This window comes from Ancylothrix sp. D3o, from assembly GCF_025370775.1.
Classification (GTDB): domain Bacteria; phylum Cyanobacteriota; class Cyanobacteriia; order Cyanobacteriales; family Oscillatoriaceae; genus Ancylothrix.
The window spans coordinates 290,538-307,644 of record NZ_JAMXEX010000004.1 but is presented as its reverse complement, the minus strand read 5'-3'; the positions used below and the strand labels follow the sequence as shown (position 1 = coordinate 307,644).

Genomic DNA, 17,107 nt, shown 5'->3' with positions numbered 1-17,107 from the left:
AAGAAAAATAGACCCCTGACAAAAAAACGCCTGAAACCCCTGTGAATAGTACATTCATTCGGTACTAACAAAACATAACTTTTGATTTTTGTCAATAAGTAATATTATTTGTGGAATTTGATTGATGGCTTGATAAAGTTATTCCCAGCCTCTTACTCTTTGAGTTTGAATTTGTTGGGGTTGCCGGTCGGGGAGATTTTCTGAGAGTTTAGAAAGGGCTGTTTGTAATGATTTAACTTGTTGGGGGTCAATTTGCGTTTCTAGTTCTTTGGCCAGGTTTTCGAGGTGGGTAATGAGTTGGCTAAGGGTGGCTGCGAGGGCGTCGGTATTCGATTGTTGTTGGAGTTTTTTGACTTGAATAACTAAACGTTTGAGGAAGGGTTTAATAATTTTTTGATTTTTTTGTTCGAGTTGCTCAATGCGTTCTTGGAGTTGTTGAATTTGGGTTAGCACCGGCTCGTTTTCGAGGTTTTCATCAATTTGAGTTTCGGGGTTAATTGCCGACGGGGGCAAAGTTTGCCGCAAGGTGTCGATTTCGTTTTGTAAATTGTTTTGAATTTCGCTTAAATGTGCATTGCTGGTATCTCGTAAGCGCAGAATGGCCCGCCGCAAAATCAGGAATTCTTCTTGAATTTTTGCCTCGTTTAAGGGAGTGTTGGTTTCCTCCATTCGTTGCTGTATTTGTGTCCACAATAGAGCTAATCTAACTATTGATTCTTCCATTTCTCGCAGGCGTTCTGCGGCTGGTAAGCGGCGCATTTGCGCTCGTACAGATTCTACCTCACTTCGCAGTTGACGCTCTACATAACTAATGGCGGCGTTGGTGTTTTTTGTGTTCAGTGTGGTTTGCGTTTGCAGACGTTGGCGGTTAATAAAATTTAACGAAAGCGCCACAGTTAAAGGTGCGGCTGCAAAAATGGCTTGGTTCAATATTGCAGCGCAGATGGTTCCGGCTGCTGAGGCGATCAAAGAAGCTGATTCTGCTATTTCGAGCCGGTTTGACGGCTGGTTTTTAAGGTTGCTCACGGCGTTAAGGGGCTAGAGGTAGCGCATCATAGCTGTAGTTTAGTGCAATTTAGGCCGGCCCGCGTTTATTGAGCAGGTTGTTATTGTGTGTGACAGTTTTCCGACTGTCTACCGGCTACTCGCTGGCCTATTATGGGCCGGTGTGGCGAAAAGTCTTGCAAATAAAGGATTATGGCGATTTTAAGGCAAACTGGCTCGCGGCGTAGGCGGTAAAGGCGGCGCTAAGAGTGGCACATCTTGATCCCAGTAATGCCACAATTTTTTTTAGGTTAGATACAGGGAAAAACAAGTCAATGCTCAATTTCTCACACACTTGTTTACAGTGTAGTTTCTATTTTATCCGCCAAGTTGAGGCCAAGGAGAATGTCATGTATAACAGCGATTATTTGCCGATGTGTTCTGTGATTAATGATTTGGATGCGCTAATTTCAGAAATGGATAATAACCCGGCTTTGTCTCCTTGGGTGGTTCGTTTGGTTCTCAAGTCTATTAAGGATAAAGCGATAAAAATGGCGACAGGAAAAGAAGAGATTTTGCTTTGTCTTGAGGAAGAATTTAATATTAAGGCTTTATTAAATTAATGCGGGTTTAACCAGGGTGGAAGTGTTTTTTTTTTAATAAACCCAACCCTGGTTATCAGAAAATTGCAAGTTTTAATACCCCCTCGCTGGCTTGAGTTTAAAAAAGTTCGCCACCGAGGGGATAATTTTGTTTTGCTTTGGCGAGTTTGCTGGGTTTGTTGCTGCGTTTTGTGGTTTTTTGTTTGGCGGTGTTGAGGTTTTTTTGATAGTCCGCAAGTTTTTTCTTAATTTGTGCTTTTTTGGGGTGATCTGTGGGTACTTGTTTCATTAATACAATGGCTTCTTGCCACCGGCTTTCTACGAGTTTCCAGTCGTCTGGTGTTGCGGATGACTGGGAGAGGCTTGTGGCGCTGGCGGCTTTGTCTTCTGCAAGTTCAAAGGGATCTTTTCCTGGGGGAAAGGTTGCGGCGGGGGTTGTGGCTGGTTTGGCTGGGGCTGCTGCGGGTTTGGCTGGGGCTGCTGCTGGGGTTGCAGCTTGGGGGGTTGGTGCCGGTGGGGGTGCAGTTTCGCCGCCACAGGCGCTTAGGGTGGCTAGGAGTGCAAATAGGGGCAGGAAATGGCGGGTTTTTTGGCTTTTCATGGCTGTGTAAAAACGCTTCTCTTCTGTTTTACGATCAAGTGCCGGTTTTTGATAACGCATTAGGTAAGAACTTTAAAGTTTAATTCTCGATTGTTTTGAAACTGCCATTACAATCTAAGGTGAAGAAATATTTCCGGGTTTTGGCCATGAAACGGATCGTCTTGATTGCTGGGTTTGAAACATTCAATGCAGAGTTATACCGCAAAGCTGCACAGATGGCGAGTTCTGGCTGTTTTGATTTAGATATTTGCATATTTAGTGATGCTGATATTTCTACCCAACCGGCGAATGTTGCTGAGGCGCTGCAAAATGCTGATGTATTTTTTGCCAGTTTAATTTTTGATTATGATCAGGTTTTATGGTTGCGAGAACGGGTGCAAAATATTCCTATTCGGTTGGTGTTTGAGTCGGCTTTGGAGTTGATGAGTTTAACGCAAATTGGGGCGTTTAAAATTGGTGATAAACCGAAGGGTATGCCAAAGCCGGTAAAGTTTATTTTAGATAAATTTGGCAATGGCAAAGAAGAGGATAAACTGGCGGGGTATATTAGTTTTTTGAAAGTCGGGCCGAAGTTGCTTAAATATGTGCCGGTGCAAAAAGTTCAAGATTTACGAAATTGGTTAATTATTTACGGTTATTGGAATGCCGGTGGTGTGGAAAATGTCGCGGCAATGTTTTGGGTTTTGGCTGAAAAATATCTGGGTTTAAAGGTTGGGGAAATTCCGCCACCTCTTGAAACTCCCAATATGGGTTTATTACATCCAAAATATAACGGTTATTTTGAATCTCCCCGCGCTTATTTACAATGGTACCGACAAAATATAGAAAAAAGTCTTAATCCGACGGTGGGAATTTTGCTTTACCGCAAGCACGTTATTACAAAACAGGCTTATATTTGGCAATTAATTAGGAAATTTGAGGAGGCCGGTTTAACTCCTTTGCCGATATTTATTAACGGCGTTGAAGGTCATGTGGCGGTGCGAGATTGGATGACTACAACTTATGAAATAGCACAACGTCAAAAGGGAAATATTGAAACAGCTTCTCTTTCAAAAGATGCGGTTGAAGTTGATGCAATTGTCTCAACGATTGGGTTTCCATTGGTAGGCGGGCCGGCCGGTTCGATGGAAGCAGGCCGGCAAATTGAAGTTGCTAAACGTATTTTATCTGCAAAAAATGTGCCTTATTTTGTCGCCGCGCCTTTATTAATTCAAGATATCCATTCATGGACTCGTCAAGGTATAGGCGGTTTACAAAGTGTCGTTTTATATGCTTTACCAGAATTAGATGGGGCTATTGATACAATTCCTTTGGGAGGTTTAGTTGGCGAAGATATTTATTTAGTTCCTGAACGAGTCAAACGCTTAACCGGCAGAATAAAAAGCTGGATAAATTTACGCCAAACACCCCCAGAAAACCGCCGCATTGCTGTTATGTTATATGGCTTTCCTCCGGGTTATGGGGCAACCGGCACAGCAGCATTATTAAATGTGCCTCGTTCGTTACTCAATTTCTTAATTGCCCTCAAAAAACAAGGTTATAATGTTGGGGAATTGCCAGAAGACGGCGAAGAAATCATCCGCCAAGTAAAACAAGCAGATGAAGCTGTAGAAACACCGCGACAAGTTAATGCTCAAACTTTAGAAAAATGGTTAGGATACCTTTTAACTACCCGCATTGAAAAACAATGGAAATCTCTAACCGGCACCGGCATAAAAACTAACGGCGATGAATATCAAATTGGCGGAATACAGTTAGGAAATGTTTGGATAGGTGTACAACCCCCATTAGGAATTTCTGGCGACCCCATGCGGTTAATGTTTGAGCGAGACATGACACCACATCCGCAATATGCAGCGTTTTATAAATGGCTACAAAATGAATATCAACCTCATGCAGTTGTGCATTTTGGAATGCACGGAACTGTTGAATGGTTGCCGGGATCTCCGCTGGGAAATACCGGCTACTCTTGGTCTGATATTCTCCTAGGAAATATGCCAAATTTGTATATTTACGCGGCTAATAATCCTTCCGAGTCAATTTTAGCCAAACGGCGGGGATATGGGGTCTTAATTTCGCATAATGTACCGCCCTATGGTCGGGCCGGTCTTTATAAAGAGTTGATGATTTTGCGAGATTTAATTGCCGAATATCGGGAAGATCCACAGAAAAATTCAGCCTTACAAGAAGCCATTTGTAAAAAAATTGTTGATACCGGCCTTGATGCAGATTGTGCTTTTGAGGAAGCAAAAAAATTAGGCATTTCTTTTTCGCCAGAAAATGCTCGAATGTTCAGCAAAGATGCCCTTAATCATTATTTTGTCAAGGTGTATGAATACTTGCAAATTGTTGAACAACGGTTATTTTCTTCTGGGCTGCATACTTTGGGACAATCGCCAACCGATGAGCAATTGAAGAGTTATTTAGATGCCTATTTTGGTACAGAGATAGTCACCGGCAAGATGCCGGTGCCACTTAGTGAGAAAATGCCGGTGTCACCAGAAAAAGAAGTCTCACAAATAAAAGATTTGTTAATGCAAACAACCGATGAAATAACGAATCTTTTACGCGGTTTAAATGGCGAATATATCCCCCCAGCCCCCGGTGGAGACTTGCTAAGAGATGGCCCCGGAGTATTGCCTACAGGTCGCAATATTCACGCATTAGATCCCTATCGAATGCCATCACCGGCAGCCTATGAAAGAGGACGAGAAATCGCCAAAAAAATCATTTCTCAGCAGTTAAAAGAAACAGGCAAATACCCGGAAACTGTGGCTGTAATGTTGTGGGGTTTAGATGCCATTAAAACCAAAGGTGAATCCTTGGGAATTTTGTTAGAATTGGTAGGGGCTGAACCTGTCAAAGAAGGAACCGGTCGCATCGTTCGCTATGAATTAAAACCACTCGCAGAAGTCGGACATCCTCGCATTGATGTGTTAGGAAATTTATCAGGAATTTTCCGCGATAGTTTTGTAAATATCATTGAATTATTGGATGATTTGTTTTTGCGGGCATCCCAAATAAATGAACCCGAAGAACAAAATTTTATCCGCAAACACGCCTTACAATTAAAAGCCCAAGGCGTTGAAAACGTTTCCGCGCGGTTGTTTTCTAACCCTGCCGGTGATTTTGGTTCTTTGGTAAATGACCAAGTAGTTGATAGTAATTGGGAAAATGGAGATGAATTAGCCGATACTTGGCGCAGCCGAAATGTCTTTAGTTATGGCCGCAAAGATAAAGGTCAAGCGCGCCCAGAAGTGCTGGATAAGCTATTACAAACCAGTGAAACAATAGTGCAAGAAATTGATTCTGTAGAATATGGTTTAACAGACATTCAAGAATATTATGCCAACACCGGCGCCCTCAAGAAAGCAGCAGAAAAACAAAGTGGTAAAAAGGTAAATGCCAGTTTTGTTGAAAGTTTCTCTAATGACACCACCCCGCGTAAATTAGAAGAAGTATTACGGATGGAATATCGCAGCAAATTACTTAACCCAAAATGGGCTGAAGCAATGGTAAATCAAGGTAGTGGCGGCGCTTATGAAATCTCCCAACGAATGACAGCTTTGATCGGGTGGGGTGGAACAGTAGATTTTACTGATAATTGGGTTTATGAACAAGCAGCGGATACCTACGCTTTGGATACAGAAATGGCGAAAAAATTGCAGCAAGCCAACCCGGAAGCATTTCGCAATATTGTGGCGCGAATGTTAGAAGCAAATGGGCGAGGTTTTTGGCAGGCTGATGAAGATAAGTTAAATAAATTACGCACCTTGTATGATAGTATAGATGAGAAAATCGAAGGCGTAACAGTTTAACTTAATCTTAGATAAAAATGGATTACAAAACCGCTCGTAACTTTCTCATAGACCAGGGAACTGCTTTAATTACTCAAAAAAATCCTGACGCTTTTCTCCTCTTACTCAAACAAGGAAAACCCCCCATCCCTGGTCAAATGACCTCTCTTTTACTTGCCCTGAAACTTATCCAAGATACCCTCGTTGAACAAACTACAATTGACCGCACTCTCGGCGGCGCTATCTATCTATTAGTCATAGAAAGCTATAGACTATTTGAAGACGGAAAGCGGGCCGGTGTTGATTGGCCGCCCCTTTTAAAAGAAGACCTCAGACGCCTTTCTGATACCGGCGCTGAAATATTTTTTGGTCATTAGTCATTAGTCATTAGTCATTAATTCTTAACTCCCATGATTACAGGAAAAACACAACTTTTAGGCGTCATTGGCAACCCCGTTGAACACTCCCTCTCACCCGTAATGCACAATGCAGCAATCGCCAAATTAGGCGTTAATTATGTCTATATTCCACTGCCGGTTAAACCCGAAAACTTAGCAGCCTCAATTAACGGATTTTCTGCAATTAACCTAGCCGGTTTTAACATCACCATCCCCCACAAACAAGCGATTTTACCTTTCTTATCCGAAGTTTCAGATGTCGCCAAAGCAGTCGGGGCAGTTAACACTGTTTGGCGTACTCCTAACGGTTGGGCCGGCACTAATACCGATGTTGAAGGCTTCCTCGCACCCCTCCACACCTACAACCGCAACTGGCAACAAACCAGCGCCATTATATTAGGAATTGGTGGCGCTGCCCGTGCCGTTGTAGCCGGTTTATCTCAATTAGAAATCGCCGAAATACACTGCATTGGAAGAGATATAAACAAACTCGAAGCCTTTAAACAAAGCTGGCAAAATAGCCCGGTGCCGGTTAATATTATCACCCATACTTGGGAAGAATTAAATGCTTTAATTCCTGAGTGTGGCTTACTCGTAAATACAACCCCAGTCGGGATGTATCCCAAAGTTGAGGAAATGCCGGTTTCTGGCGAACAAATCGCCTTATTAAAACCAGAAACAATTGCTTACGATTTAATTTATACACCCAATCCCACCGAATTTTTAAAAGCCGCAAAACAAGCCGGCGCTATTGCCATAGATGGCTTAGAAATGCTTGTTCAACAAGGCGCAGCAGCCCTAAAAATTTGGTTAAATCAGCCGGTGCCGGTAGATATAATGCGCGATTCTTTGAAAGCAGCCCTTGGCTTAAAAAACTAAATTTCAGGACTTACCCACGTTAAGCTTAGAAACCGGCTTTTTCTACCAAAATCTTAGATTTTCCTCCTAAATACTGATTAGAAACCCGGTTTGTGAACTTGCAACACGCGCTTATAATCAAAAAAAATCTGTAAACCGGCCCCAACACCCCAGACAGGTCTATAACAAGGTTAAATAGAAGAATAACCCCAAAAAATTGTTTAAAACTTAAGGAGTTGAACCCGTGCTAAAAATCATTCGACAGACACTTATCCTTACCATCATATCTCTGCTACTGGTGACTTGCATTTATGCTACCCCCGCCATAGCATTAACCCAAATTCAACTCACAAACACATCCTACAAAGAATGTCCCCCCGAACTTGCAAAAGGCAGCGTCACCAGTGGCGACATCACCCCAGCCAACTGCTTTTTAATCACCGGCACCGCCATCAACCCCACCGGCAAAAGCGTCTTTGATGCCGACGTTTTTGGCCGCATTTACGACGCCAACAACGACACAGTAATGCCAAACCGCACCCGCATCGGCAACCTCGAAGAAATTCCCCCTGGCGAAAGTCCTTTTGAATTCAGAATTTCCGTGCCGGCAAACCAACCCACCCCATTAAAACTCGAAAAACTAAAAGCCGCCGGTTTTACTCGTCAAGTCCGCCGCTAAAATCATAGAAGCCCAGTTTATTAAATAAACCGGGCTTCTGGAATTTGTCGCAAAAAGCAACCAATGGTTTGTAAAAGCTTTTTCCCTAAAAACCAGCCGTTGGAAATGACAACAAAGCCGGTATTTGACCAATTACACTCTGAAGAACATTCAGCAAAATAAATGCCAAAAAAGGAGAAAAATCTAAGCCACCAATGGGCGGAATAAGCGAGCGAAAAAGATTCAAATAAGGATCAGTTAATTGGCTCAAAATTGAAAAAGGCGGATTGTAGAAATCAATATTCGGAAACCAACTCAAAAGAATCCGAACCACCAGCAGCACATTGTAAATCGCCAAAAACTGGACTAGGGCGTTAACCAATAAAAGAACAGCAGAACTCATAGGCTTTTAGCTTTTTTTGTGAACTTTACCACCATGCCTTAGTTTAATCCATCCAGGCGGCTCGTAATGATCGGCTCTCCGAACCTATCTTTCAGCCGCTTAAATATCTTCCATCGGCAAACGCTCAGTTTCCATCCCAGCACTACCATTCACAGTCTGTAAACCGTGCCTTACATCATCAATGGCATCATTCAGTTGAGCGATCTTATCTTCCAAACTCCGCCGCGCCGACTCCATATTATTATCTTCCTTCAACTGCCGGTTTTTTCCCCGCATCGCCTGACGTTCCATCCGCGCATTCAAACGCGCCTCATCGCCGGAGCCAGCCTCAGCACGACGCGACAGCAAAACCCCCAAAACACCACCCACCACACCGCCAAACACAGCGCCGGCAATAAATCCACCCGCAAAACCATCTTTATTACTCATTGTTTGCCCTCAAAAACGTACCTCAATTTCACTTTAGATTGTCATTGGCCAAAAGTCATTAGTCATTGGTCTTATGACTATGGACTAATGACTATGTGGGAATTCAGCCTACCGCAAAACTAAGTTCCAAAAGTTCTATCACCGGCATCACCCAACCCAGGCACAATAAACCCCTGTTCATTCACTGTTTCATCAATCGTTGCCGTATAAATATTCAAACTGGGATAAGCCACACTCAACTTTTGCAGAGCCGGCGGCGCCACCACCACCGAAATAATCCTTACCAAAGCCGGATCTACCCCCCGTTTCGTCAATTCCCCCATCACCGCCATAATTGTCCCACCAGTCGCCAACATCGGCTCACTGATCAACACCCGCGTCTGCGGAGCAAACTGTTCTGGTAACTTATTCAAATAACAGCTAACTTCCAGCGTCTCCTCATTTCTCACCATGCCTACATGATAAATTCCCGCCAAAGGCAACACCGCCTGGGCACCTTCTAGCAAAGCCAAACCGGCCCGCAAAATCGGCACCACCACCACCGGCACCTCTGGCGATACCATCGTTGCAGGACAAGGAGCCAAAGGCGTTTGCACCGCTGTTTCTTCCGTTGGCAACCAATCTCGACTCGCCTCATAAGTCAACCACCGGCCCAACTCCGTCATCGCACTGCGAAACAACGGCGTCGGCGTCAGCGCATCGCGGGCCACAGCCAGCCAGTGCTTAATCAACGGATGGGGAGGAACGTAGACCCGCATTTGAATACTCATAGGCACTAAATCACCGCGCTTGTTACAGACGCGAATATCATACCGTGCAAGCTCCCCCTCCAACCTCCCCACCGCTTCTTGAAAATTTTTTCCAAGAGTATTGACAAAGATTTTCAACAAGCGTTATAGTCATTTAAAGTGTTCTCCTCTCTAAGGATCGGCAGGCGGGATCGGTAGGTCATGGTTGACAGATCCCGTGCTTTTTTTTTCAGGCCGGCTTTTCTAATGGTTGCAAAGCTGTACACTCAAAAATAATTCACGCACTTCTTTAGAATTTCAGATTTCCCCATGCCAGCTTCTGCTCAAAATAAAGCCACCCTCAACCCCATCCCCTCCCAGGGGCCGGCGGAGGGTCAATCTGATAAAGCCTTTGATGTTATTGTTATTGGCTCTGGAATTGGCGGTTTAGTCACCGCAACCCAACTGGCCAGCAAAGGCGCAAAAGTCCTCGTTCTGGAAAGCTACATTATCCCCGGTGGTAGCGCTGGGTATTTTGAGCGCGAAGGCTACCATTTTGATGTTGGTGCCTCGATGATTTTTGGCTTCGGCTCCAAAGGCACCACCAACCTGCTCACCAGAGCGCTTTCTGCCGTTAACGTCAGCCTCGAAACCATCCCCGATCCCGTCCAAATTCACTATCATTTACCGGGTGACTTAGAGCTACAAGTCCACCGGAATTATGAGAAATTTTTGCAAGAACTAACCGAACGATTTCCCCACGAACGCGAGGGAATCCGTCGGTTTTATGATGAGTGTTGGAAAGTCTTTAACTGCCTCAACGCGATGGAACTCTTATCGCTAGAGGAACCCAGGTATTTAATGCGGGTATTTTTCCAGCATCCGCTCGCTTGTTTGGGGTTGGTAAAATATTTGCCTTTAAATGCTGGAGATATTGCCCGGAAATTCATTAGTGACCCGGAGTTGTTGAGGTTTATTGACATTGAGTGTTATTGTTGGTCGGTGGTGCCGGCAGATATGACACCAATGATTAATGCCGGTATGGTATTTTCTGACCGGCACTATGGGGGAATTAATTATCCCAAAGGCGGAGTCGGCCAAATTGCTCAAAAACTCGCAGACGGTTTAGAAAAAGCCGGTTCACAGATTCGCTATAAATCAAAAGTCAGTAAAATTATCACCGAAAAAGGCCGAGCAGTTGGCGTGCAATTGGTGAGTGGGGAAGTGTATAAAGCCAAGCGGATTGTTTCTAATGCAACTCGTTGGGATACCTTTGGAAAACTATTGCCGGCTACCGAAATACCTTTTGCTGAGCAGAAATGGCAAGAACGTTATAAAAAGTCGCCAAGTTTTTTAAGTTTGCATTTGGGAGTTGAGGAAGATTTAGTGCCGGTGGGTACAGCTTGCCATCATATTTTGCTGGATAAATGGCAAGAAATGGAACAGCCAGAAGGCACAATTTTTGTTTCTATTCCTACCTTGCTTGATCCAGATTTAGCGCCCAAAGGTTATCACATTATCCATGCTTTTACGCCCAGTTGGATCGATGATTGGGAAGGGTTATCGGCGAGTGAATATGAAGAGAAAAAAGAGCAAGCGGGGTGGCGTGTAATTGACCGCTTAGAGAAGATTTTTCCGGGGATAGATAAAAAATTGGATTTCATGGAAATAGGGACTGCTCGCTCACACCGGCGCTTTTTAGGCCGGGAAGATGGAACATACGGGCCAATTCCTCAACGTAAATTAATGGGGTTATTAGGAATGCCTTTTAACCGCACATCAATTCCGGGGTTATATTGTGTTGGAGACAGCACTTTTCCGGGGCAAGGTTTAAATGCGGTGGCATTTTCTGGGTTTGCTTGTGCTCATCGCATTGCTGTTGATTTAGGATTGTAATTTTTTGCCCAGACCGCCTATTGTCTGGGCTATTATTTCCATTCCAATACTTAACCTTAAAGTATCAACATGGCTAACACAGAACAAATTTCAAAAGAACCTTGGCTGGCAGTTAATTTATCCAAAATATTCCCTGGAATTGGACAAATCTATGCCGGCAATGTTTTGAGGGGAATTATTTGGATAATTGCTTATATTGGTTTATTGATTTTTATAATTTATTCCTTAATCAATCCTCAAATAAATTTGGGAATAACTTTAATATTTACAGGGATTTATTTATTCTTGAGTGTAGCAAATTTTTTTGATGCTCATCGCTGTGCAAAAAAAGCAAATCAGCCGCACTTTGAAAGCCAAAGAAAAAGTAGCAAAGACCCCTGGCTGGCTGTATTTTGGACATCCTTTATTTTAGGGGCCGGTCATCTTTATATCAAAAAAACATTAATTGGTTGTGGTTTGTTATTTTTTTGGGTCTTAGGATTAATTATTCCCCCGCTAGGATTGTTGCAAATTTTACTAACTCCTTTTATTGCTTATCACGCCTATAAAGCCACTCCTACAAATCGGCCAAAATCGCAAAAATATCTTAAAAGTTTGATAGCATTAGTCATAATTTTGCCATTGGTAATTTCTGTGGTTATGAGTGGGGCAATCAGATTATATATTGCTGAAGCCCGCTATATTCCCAGTGATTCAATGCAGCCAACACTACAAATTAATGACCGCTTAATTATTGATAAAATAACCTATCAATCCCAAGCACCACAACGGGGAGATATCATAGTTTTTAATCCTACCGAAAGTCTCATTCAGCAAAATTTTAAAGACGCTTTTCTTAAGCGTGTAATAGGTCTAGGCGGAGAAAAAGTAGAGGTAAAAGAAGGCCAGGTTTATATCAACAATCAGCCTTTAGAAGAAAGCTATATTGCAGAGAAACCCGATTATCAATACGGCCCCATAACAGTAGCCAACAACGAGTATTTTGTGCTAGGAGATAACAGAAATAATGCTTATGATAGCCATTATTGGGGCTTTGTACCAAGGCAAAATATTATTGGCAAGGCAACTAAAAAGTTTTGGCCTCCTCAGCGGAGCGGTTCCATTGAAAAAGTAAACTATTAATTGGATAATCGAAAAAACACGGCTTGAAATCACTAGCAAGCTTGTGGTTTCAAGAATTTTTTAATTAAGCAAGGTGGCTACAGGATTGTGTGGAATGAAGATATCGATCAAGCGTGAGTATAAGCTTTGAAAAAATGGCATAACCGTAGCAGAAGGTGATGGCTTAGTTATTCCTAGAATAGCAACTGCATTTTTGTCTTCGACCCCCCCAGCCCCCCTTGGTAACGGGGGAGTATGATGAGTTGCGGATTTTACCCCCCCAGCCCCCCTTATTAAGGGGGGAGTATGATGTTAATTTCAGGTATCCCCTCAATCTCCCATCATCTCCCGCCATTAGTATTCAGCGAGAAGGCATCATAGACATCACACGACAATTGAGAAGGTGCGTTACGAACAGAGCTAACGCACCCTACAAGATTAGTGATCGCTGCAAGATCAATTGTCTTTTGTGAAAATGTCTTGATTAACCCAGGTAGATTGCCAATTATTTGTGGGGACTGTCTGCGCTGTAAGCAGCCAAGTCGTAACTATCTGATCTTTTTGTAGTTGACCAGACCAAGCAGTAACAGAACTACATTTCGACAAATCGTTTGTCCAAGAAACTAGGAATCCCAACGAGGGTAAATTGGTGCGTCCTACTAATGGAAAAGTTCCTTTTGCACAGCCACTTGCGGAAACGGCGGTTTGATAAGAACCTTTAACTTCTCCGTCAGCGCTTACACTTTCAATAATCATTTTCGATCCTAACTGGTTTTTCTAAGTTCCTACCAGAATCGACGTATTACTTTGAGCTTTAGTAACCTCACCATCCACATCAGCCATAGTCCGAGCATTAGCAGGAACCTGAAAACCTCCAAAGGCAAAGGTTACAGCTAATAACACAGCAAAAAAAACTTTAGTTAGAGATTTCATTGAGATTTTCATCCTCTAGTTGTCAAGATATAACAGACGTTTCCCAACCCCAATTTGGGAATTTTTCGAGTTACGAGGAAATTTTCTCCCCAAAAATCCCCCCTCAACCGCTAGAACCCTTCCCCCTCTTACCTTTTCATTCTAATTTCCCTAACTGCATTGCTTATATCCATCAGTTTGTCTGCTAAATCAAAATTGTCGGCGTCCATAGCCATCATCGCTTTCGTCCCTGCCCAAGCGTTTAGCATCCGCCAACAGTTTTCAACTTTGTCTTGAGGTTGAGATGGGCAGAACGCCAATAATATTGTTTTACTGTCTGGCTTTGTCAAGGCATCTTCAAATTTTGGAAAATATTTATCACCAGACCAATCTGCCCGCCTCACCATATCGTATATCTGACTTGCAGACTGAGCAATTAAATAAGTATCTTGTGTGGAATTTAACTGCCTAGATGGAATACTTTCCACAGGAAGTTTTACAGAGTCTGACTGAAAATTTTCAGAAGTAATTAAGTTGGTCGCAGCAAAACTGCTTATTGATGTGGATGACCACAGGAAAATTGTGCCGAGTGCAATCTGTATTTTGCGGGATGTGTTCATTTTTTGCTAAGTAAAGATGTAAGTAATGTACAGCCTGTAAGCGGTCTTCTTTGACCGCTTATTTATTAGACGTTTCCCAACCCCAATTTGGGAATTTTTCGAGTTACAGGCAAATTTTCTCTCCAAAAATCCACACTCAACCCCTAGAACCCTTCCCCCTCTTACCCTTCAACCGCAGCAAACTCTTCTCAACCTCCCCACGCGCTGGATACAACAACTGCTGACTCAAAGCACTTTCATAAGCCTGTACCGCCCCCAACCTATCCCTCAACCCCACCAAGACTCTCCCTAACCAGTAATCAGCCATAGCCGGGTTAAACGTTCTCAATTCCTGACATCCCTCACCGGCAACTTTCCACCACCGCTGACTAGCCCCAACATCCCCCAGCACCTGGTAACTCTCCGCCAGCCACAACGCCGTCGGCACGAATTGCAGAGAAATTCCCGCTGGTAACAACTTCCATCCTTTCTCCAACGCCTCCACCGCTTCTTGATGTTTAAGCGCCAAAGCCAACACCCGCCCATGACGAAACCAAGCATCAGCTAACTGCGGCTGAAGTTTTGTCGCCTGAACAGAAACTTTACATCCTCGTTCAATTTCTTTGAAATGTTCCACCAACACCCGCCCCGCAGTCGCCCAAACACTCCAACGTTCAGGAAATCGTTTCAGCATCTGTTCTACCACAAAACGCAATTCTTCCCAGCGTTTGGCAGCCGGTAAAATTTCACATAATACGCGATAAATTTCACAATTATCGGGATACAGTTGATAAGCATTCGCCATCATCTGTGCTGCTTTTTGATATTCTCCCGTGTCGTATAAGCACCGGCCATAGTAATACCAACCATAAGGATGATTGGGGTGTTCGGTGGTAAACTCTGCTAACACCTCCACACCTTGCCGCCAATCGCCTCGGAAGATGTGATAATAGCCCAGAGAATTGTGAGCCTCAGCCCCATGAGGAGTTTGCCGTAGTAAAGAGGTAATCATACTTTTCGTTAGTTTCCCCTCTGTGGCAGAAACTAACCTCATCTGAAGACGTTGCTCGATTTGTCTTTGCATTACCCTAAAATCATTGGGAAATAGAGCTATAAGCTTGCTCAACTGCTCTGTTGCGGCGCTCATATCCCCCACCGCCAGATTCGCATCATGGCTGTAAATCAACGCCACAATATCATCTGGGTTAATTGCCAAAATTTGCTCCACAGCACTGAGCACGCCAAGATGATTTTCTATCTGCTGATACACCTGTGCCAAAGCCAGCCAGTGAACGACTATTTCAGGTTCTAAATGAGTTGCTAAATTAAAGGCAATAATTGCTTTGTCACTCTCACCCCGACAAACTGCAATCAATCCCTTGATATGATGCTGAGTTGCTTCGTTTTCGTAACAAAATAAGGCTTTTTCATAGACTTCTATTGCCTCTTTTTCTCGTTTCATTATCTGCAAGATTTTCCCCAGTTGCAGCCGCACACCCATTAATTTTGGTTGTCGCTCAATCACTTGATGATATTCTGCAACGGCTTGGTGCCAGTTTCCCATCTGGTAAAGCAAATTAGCTAGTTCTAACCTTTTTTTCCATCCTTGGGGATATTTCTGGACATACTTACTTAAAGTGTTCAATTTCTGCTCTTGTCTAGCCGGCTTTTCTTCTAAGAAAAAGTGAACATTCATCTCCAGCCCAGAGGATTGACAGAACTGCACCAATGATGTTGTAAAGTGTCCAGACATAATTTAGACTGGCTTATAGATAAGGGGAAATAGAATAATTAACGTTGATCAGATTATGTCTTGGTTACTCAAACTGAACAAGCTATAAAAGATTAATTCTTATCAAAGAAAATCCAATAGGGAGTATCCCAAATGTGCAAATTGCCCTCAGACTGGAAGTCTGGAGCTATTGCATTCTTAGTCAGCAAATAATGCACCCCCCCTAGCCCCCCCTTGTCAAGGGGGGGCTAGGGGGGGGTTAGGGGGGTGGAATTTCCCGCCTTAATAAGCAGGGCTGGGGGGGTTCCAATTTGTATGACTCCAGCCACTTTCATCTCCAGGCTAGAGAATTGAAGGAACTGTACAAGTAATGTGATAAGCTTTCCTGACATAGTACGGTGACTTGATAGCTAATTTCTTCATCCTGGCTTTTTGGGGGAATTAGTGATTCCCAATTGCATTCGGGTTGTGACTTTTCTGGCAAAGGAATTACCAACTTTAAGGCGGGCGAGGAACAATTTAAAGAAGTCTTATCTTCACCGGCCAGATATTTGATTAAATGCCTTCGCAGAATACGTCCGGCTTTTCTCACGCATTTGCGGACGTTTTCTTCAGAGAATGGAAAGAGCTTGGCAATATCTTGATAAGATTTATTTTGGCAGTGGTATAAGACAAAAGTCTCGCGGAGTGTCGGAGGCAAGCAGTCAATTTTATGGTAGATATATGCCTGCAATTCCAGGTCTATAAGATTAGGTTCAGTAAATCCTAAGTTAGAATAAAGTGCTGAATAATCTTCAAATTTAATCTCGTCTATGTTTTCAATTATTAATGTTTCTCGTTTTTGTTTTCGATGCAAATTTATGCAAAAATTATGGACAATTTGAGTTAACCAAGCTTTAGGACATTTAATTTGACTTCCATAGTTTTGCCATTCATTCCAGGCTTTAAGCATTGCCTGACTCAATACTTCTTCGGCATCAATTGGGTTTGAGTTCATCCACTTGAGACAGCAATGGGAAAGATAATCTTGATGCGTCTGCCATTCTTGCCAAAAACTTGCATTTTTATTTTCTGTTTCATCCCACAAAGTTGATGCAGCCACTGATTGAAAAGATGACCTGATTTTTAGATTTCCATTGCCATTGTTTTCCATTTACATTTATTATAATGGATAATATAATAATTTTTGCTGATAAGATTATGTCTTATATAAGCAAGCTTAACAATACAATAAAGGTTAATTTTTATTAAAAAAATCAATAAACTCTGACAATTAAGAAATACCCCCCTTAATCCTAATTTTGTAGGGGTTTGATCAAAACCAAAAGTGTAGTGTGGAAGCCTCGACTAACTCGGTGTAAGCTGAGATACATTCCGGCTTTTTTAGCACCTCCTTGTCAATTTGTAAC

General features: G+C 43.0%; 16 protein-coding genes and 1 pseudogene. 7 read left to right on the top strand and 10 right to left on the bottom strand.

What is annotated here, in order from left to right; genetic code table 11:
* Nucleotides 1-138: 138 nt before the first annotated feature.
* Nucleotides 139-1,026 carry a hypothetical protein gene (locus NG798_RS10605; RefSeq protein WP_261222480.1) on the bottom strand — a complete coding sequence of 296 codons (888 nt, stop codon included), beginning with the start codon at nt 1,024-1,026 and terminating at the stop codon, nt 139-141.
* Between the two features lie 293 nt (nt 1,027-1,319).
* Here NG798_RS10605 and NG798_RS10600 point away from each other — a divergent pair, with 293 nt between their 5' ends.
* Nucleotides 1,320-1,607, top strand: a complete 288-nt coding sequence (locus NG798_RS10600; protein ID WP_261222479.1) for a hypothetical protein — start codon at nt 1,320-1,322, stop codon at nt 1,605-1,607.
* Nucleotides 1,608-1,704: 97 nt separating this feature from the next.
* On the opposite strand, the gene NG798_RS10595 is transcribed toward NG798_RS10600, so the two are convergent.
* Nucleotides 1,705-2,247 (bottom strand): hypothetical protein, encoded by a 543-nt coding sequence (locus NG798_RS10595; protein WP_261222478.1) that lies wholly within the window; start codon nt 2,245-2,247, stop codon nt 1,705-1,707.
* 86 nt (nt 2,248-2,333) lie between these two features.
* Here NG798_RS10595 and bchH point away from each other — a divergent pair, with 86 nt between their 5' ends.
* From bchH to NG798_RS10575, 4 genes are all read left to right on the top strand, one after another.
* Nucleotides 2,334-6,005, top strand: coding sequence for a magnesium chelatase subunit H (gene bchH / locus NG798_RS10590; protein ID WP_261222477.1), 3,672 nt, complete (start codon nt 2,334-2,336; stop codon nt 6,003-6,005).
* A gap of 17 nt (nt 6,006-6,022) precedes the next feature.
* Nucleotides 6,023-6,361: a Dethiobiotin synthetase gene (locus NG798_RS10585; RefSeq protein WP_261222476.1), complete on the top strand. Its 339-nt coding sequence runs from the start codon at nt 6,023-6,025 to the stop codon at nt 6,359-6,361.
* A 33-nt stretch (nt 6,362-6,394) separates the two neighbouring features.
* Nucleotides 6,395-7,261, top strand: a complete 867-nt coding sequence (locus tag NG798_RS10580; protein WP_261222475.1) for a shikimate dehydrogenase — start codon at nt 6,395-6,397, stop codon at nt 7,259-7,261.
* A 223-nt stretch (nt 7,262-7,484) separates the two neighbouring features.
* Nucleotides 7,485-7,919: a hypothetical protein gene (locus NG798_RS10575; protein ID WP_317619579.1), complete on the top strand. Its 435-nt coding sequence runs from the start codon at nt 7,485-7,487 to the stop codon at nt 7,917-7,919.
* A gap of 85 nt (nt 7,920-8,004) precedes the next feature.
* On the opposite strand, the gene NG798_RS10570 is transcribed toward NG798_RS10575, so the two are convergent.
* The 3 genes from NG798_RS10570 to upp all read right to left on the bottom strand — a co-directional run bounded on the left by NG798_RS10570 (nt 8,005) and on the right by upp (nt 9,500).
* A complete protein-coding gene (locus tag NG798_RS10570) occupies nt 8,005-8,301 on the bottom strand; it encodes a YggT family protein (RefSeq protein ID WP_261222474.1) in 297 nt (98 codons plus the stop codon).
* Between the two features lie 99 nt (nt 8,302-8,400).
* Nucleotides 8,401-8,730, bottom strand: coding sequence for a hypothetical protein (locus NG798_RS10565; protein WP_261222473.1), 330 nt, complete (start codon nt 8,728-8,730; stop codon nt 8,401-8,403).
* Between the two features lie 119 nt (nt 8,731-8,849).
* Nucleotides 8,850-9,500 carry a uracil phosphoribosyltransferase gene (upp, locus tag NG798_RS10560; RefSeq protein ID WP_261222626.1) on the bottom strand — a complete coding sequence of 217 codons (651 nt, stop codon included), beginning with the start codon at nt 9,498-9,500 and terminating at the stop codon, nt 8,850-8,852.
* Between the two features lie 288 nt (nt 9,501-9,788).
* On the opposite strand from upp, the gene crtH reads away from it, so the two are divergent.
* A complete protein-coding gene (gene crtH, locus NG798_RS10555) occupies nt 9,789-11,354 on the top strand; it encodes a carotenoid isomerase (protein WP_261222472.1) in 1,566 nt (521 codons plus the stop codon).
* Between the two features lie 69 nt (nt 11,355-11,423).
* Entirely contained in the window at nt 11,424-12,476 is a 1,053-nt protein-coding gene (lepB, locus tag NG798_RS10550; RefSeq protein WP_261222471.1) for a signal peptidase I, read from the top strand.
* A 435-nt stretch (nt 12,477-12,911) separates the two neighbouring features.
* On the opposite strand, the pseudogene NG798_RS10545 reads toward lepB, so the two are convergent.
* The 5 genes and pseudogenes from NG798_RS10545 to NG798_RS10525 form a co-directional block, all read right to left on the bottom strand.
* Nucleotides 12,912-13,220, bottom strand: a pseudogene (locus tag NG798_RS10545) (avidin/streptavidin family protein); the annotation flags it as partial.
* A gap of 12 nt (nt 13,221-13,232) precedes the next feature.
* Nucleotides 13,233-13,388, bottom strand: a complete 156-nt coding sequence (locus tag NG798_RS10540) for a hypothetical protein (protein WP_261222470.1) — start codon at nt 13,386-13,388, stop codon at nt 13,233-13,235.
* A gap of 128 nt (nt 13,389-13,516) precedes the next feature.
* The gene (locus NG798_RS10535; RefSeq protein ID WP_261222469.1) at nt 13,517-13,987 is read right to left on the bottom strand and encodes a hypothetical protein; all 471 of its coding nucleotides are present in this window, start codon (nt 13,985-13,987) and stop codon (nt 13,517-13,519) included.
* Nucleotides 13,988-14,123: 136 nt separating this feature from the next.
* Entirely contained in the window at nt 14,124-15,719 is a 1,596-nt protein-coding gene (locus NG798_RS10530; protein WP_261222468.1) for a tetratricopeptide repeat protein, read from the bottom strand.
* Between the two features lie 310 nt (nt 15,720-16,029).
* Complete coding sequence (locus NG798_RS10525; protein WP_261222467.1) at nt 16,030-16,851, bottom strand: RNA polymerase sigma factor; 822 nt, start codon at nt 16,849-16,851, stop codon at nt 16,030-16,032.
* Between the last annotated feature and the right edge of the window lie 256 nt (nt 16,852-17,107).

Bases quoted from the DNA above. Each gene is read 5' to 3' on its own strand.
- crtH (WP_261222472.1), top strand. From the start codon at position 9,789: ATGCCAGCTTCTGCTCAAAATAAAGCCACCCTCAACCCCATCCCCTCC.
- NG798_RS10580 (WP_261222475.1), top strand. From the start codon at position 6,395: ATGATTACAGGAAAAACACAACTTTTAGGCGTCATTGGCAACCCCGTT.
- NG798_RS10525 (WP_261222467.1), bottom strand. From the start codon at position 16,851: ATGGAAAACAATGGCAATGGAAATCTAAAAATCAGGTCATCTTTTCAA.
- NG798_RS10530 (WP_261222468.1), bottom strand. From the start codon at position 15,719: ATGTCTGGACACTTTACAACATCATTGGTGCAGTTCTGTCAATCCTCT.
- lepB (WP_261222471.1), top strand. From the start codon at position 11,424: ATGGCTAACACAGAACAAATTTCAAAAGAACCTTGGCTGGCAGTTAAT.
- NG798_RS10570 (WP_261222474.1), bottom strand. From the start codon at position 8,301: ATGAGTTCTGCTGTTCTTTTATTGGTTAACGCCCTAGTCCAGTTTTTG.
- bchH (WP_261222477.1), top strand. From the start codon at position 2,334: ATGAAACGGATCGTCTTGATTGCTGGGTTTGAAACATTCAATGCAGAG.
- NG798_RS10540 (WP_261222470.1), bottom strand. From the start codon at position 13,388: ATGAAATCTCTAACTAAAGTTTTTTTTGCTGTGTTATTAGCTGTAACC.
- NG798_RS10585 (WP_261222476.1), top strand. From the start codon at position 6,023: ATGGATTACAAAACCGCTCGTAACTTTCTCATAGACCAGGGAACTGCT.
- NG798_RS10535 (WP_261222469.1), bottom strand. From the start codon at position 13,987: ATGAACACATCCCGCAAAATACAGATTGCACTCGGCACAATTTTCCTG.
- NG798_RS10595 (WP_261222478.1), bottom strand. From the start codon at position 2,247: ATGCGTTATCAAAAACCGGCACTTGATCGTAAAACAGAAGAGAAGCGT.
- NG798_RS10565 (WP_261222473.1), bottom strand. From the start codon at position 8,730: ATGAGTAATAAAGATGGTTTTGCGGGTGGATTTATTGCCGGCGCTGTG.
- upp (WP_261222626.1), bottom strand. From the start codon at position 9,500: ATGAGTATTCAAATGCGGGTCTACGTTCCTCCCCATCCGTTGATTAAG.
- NG798_RS10600 (WP_261222479.1), top strand. From the start codon at position 1,320: ATGCTCAATTTCTCACACACTTGTTTACAGTGTAGTTTCTATTTTATC.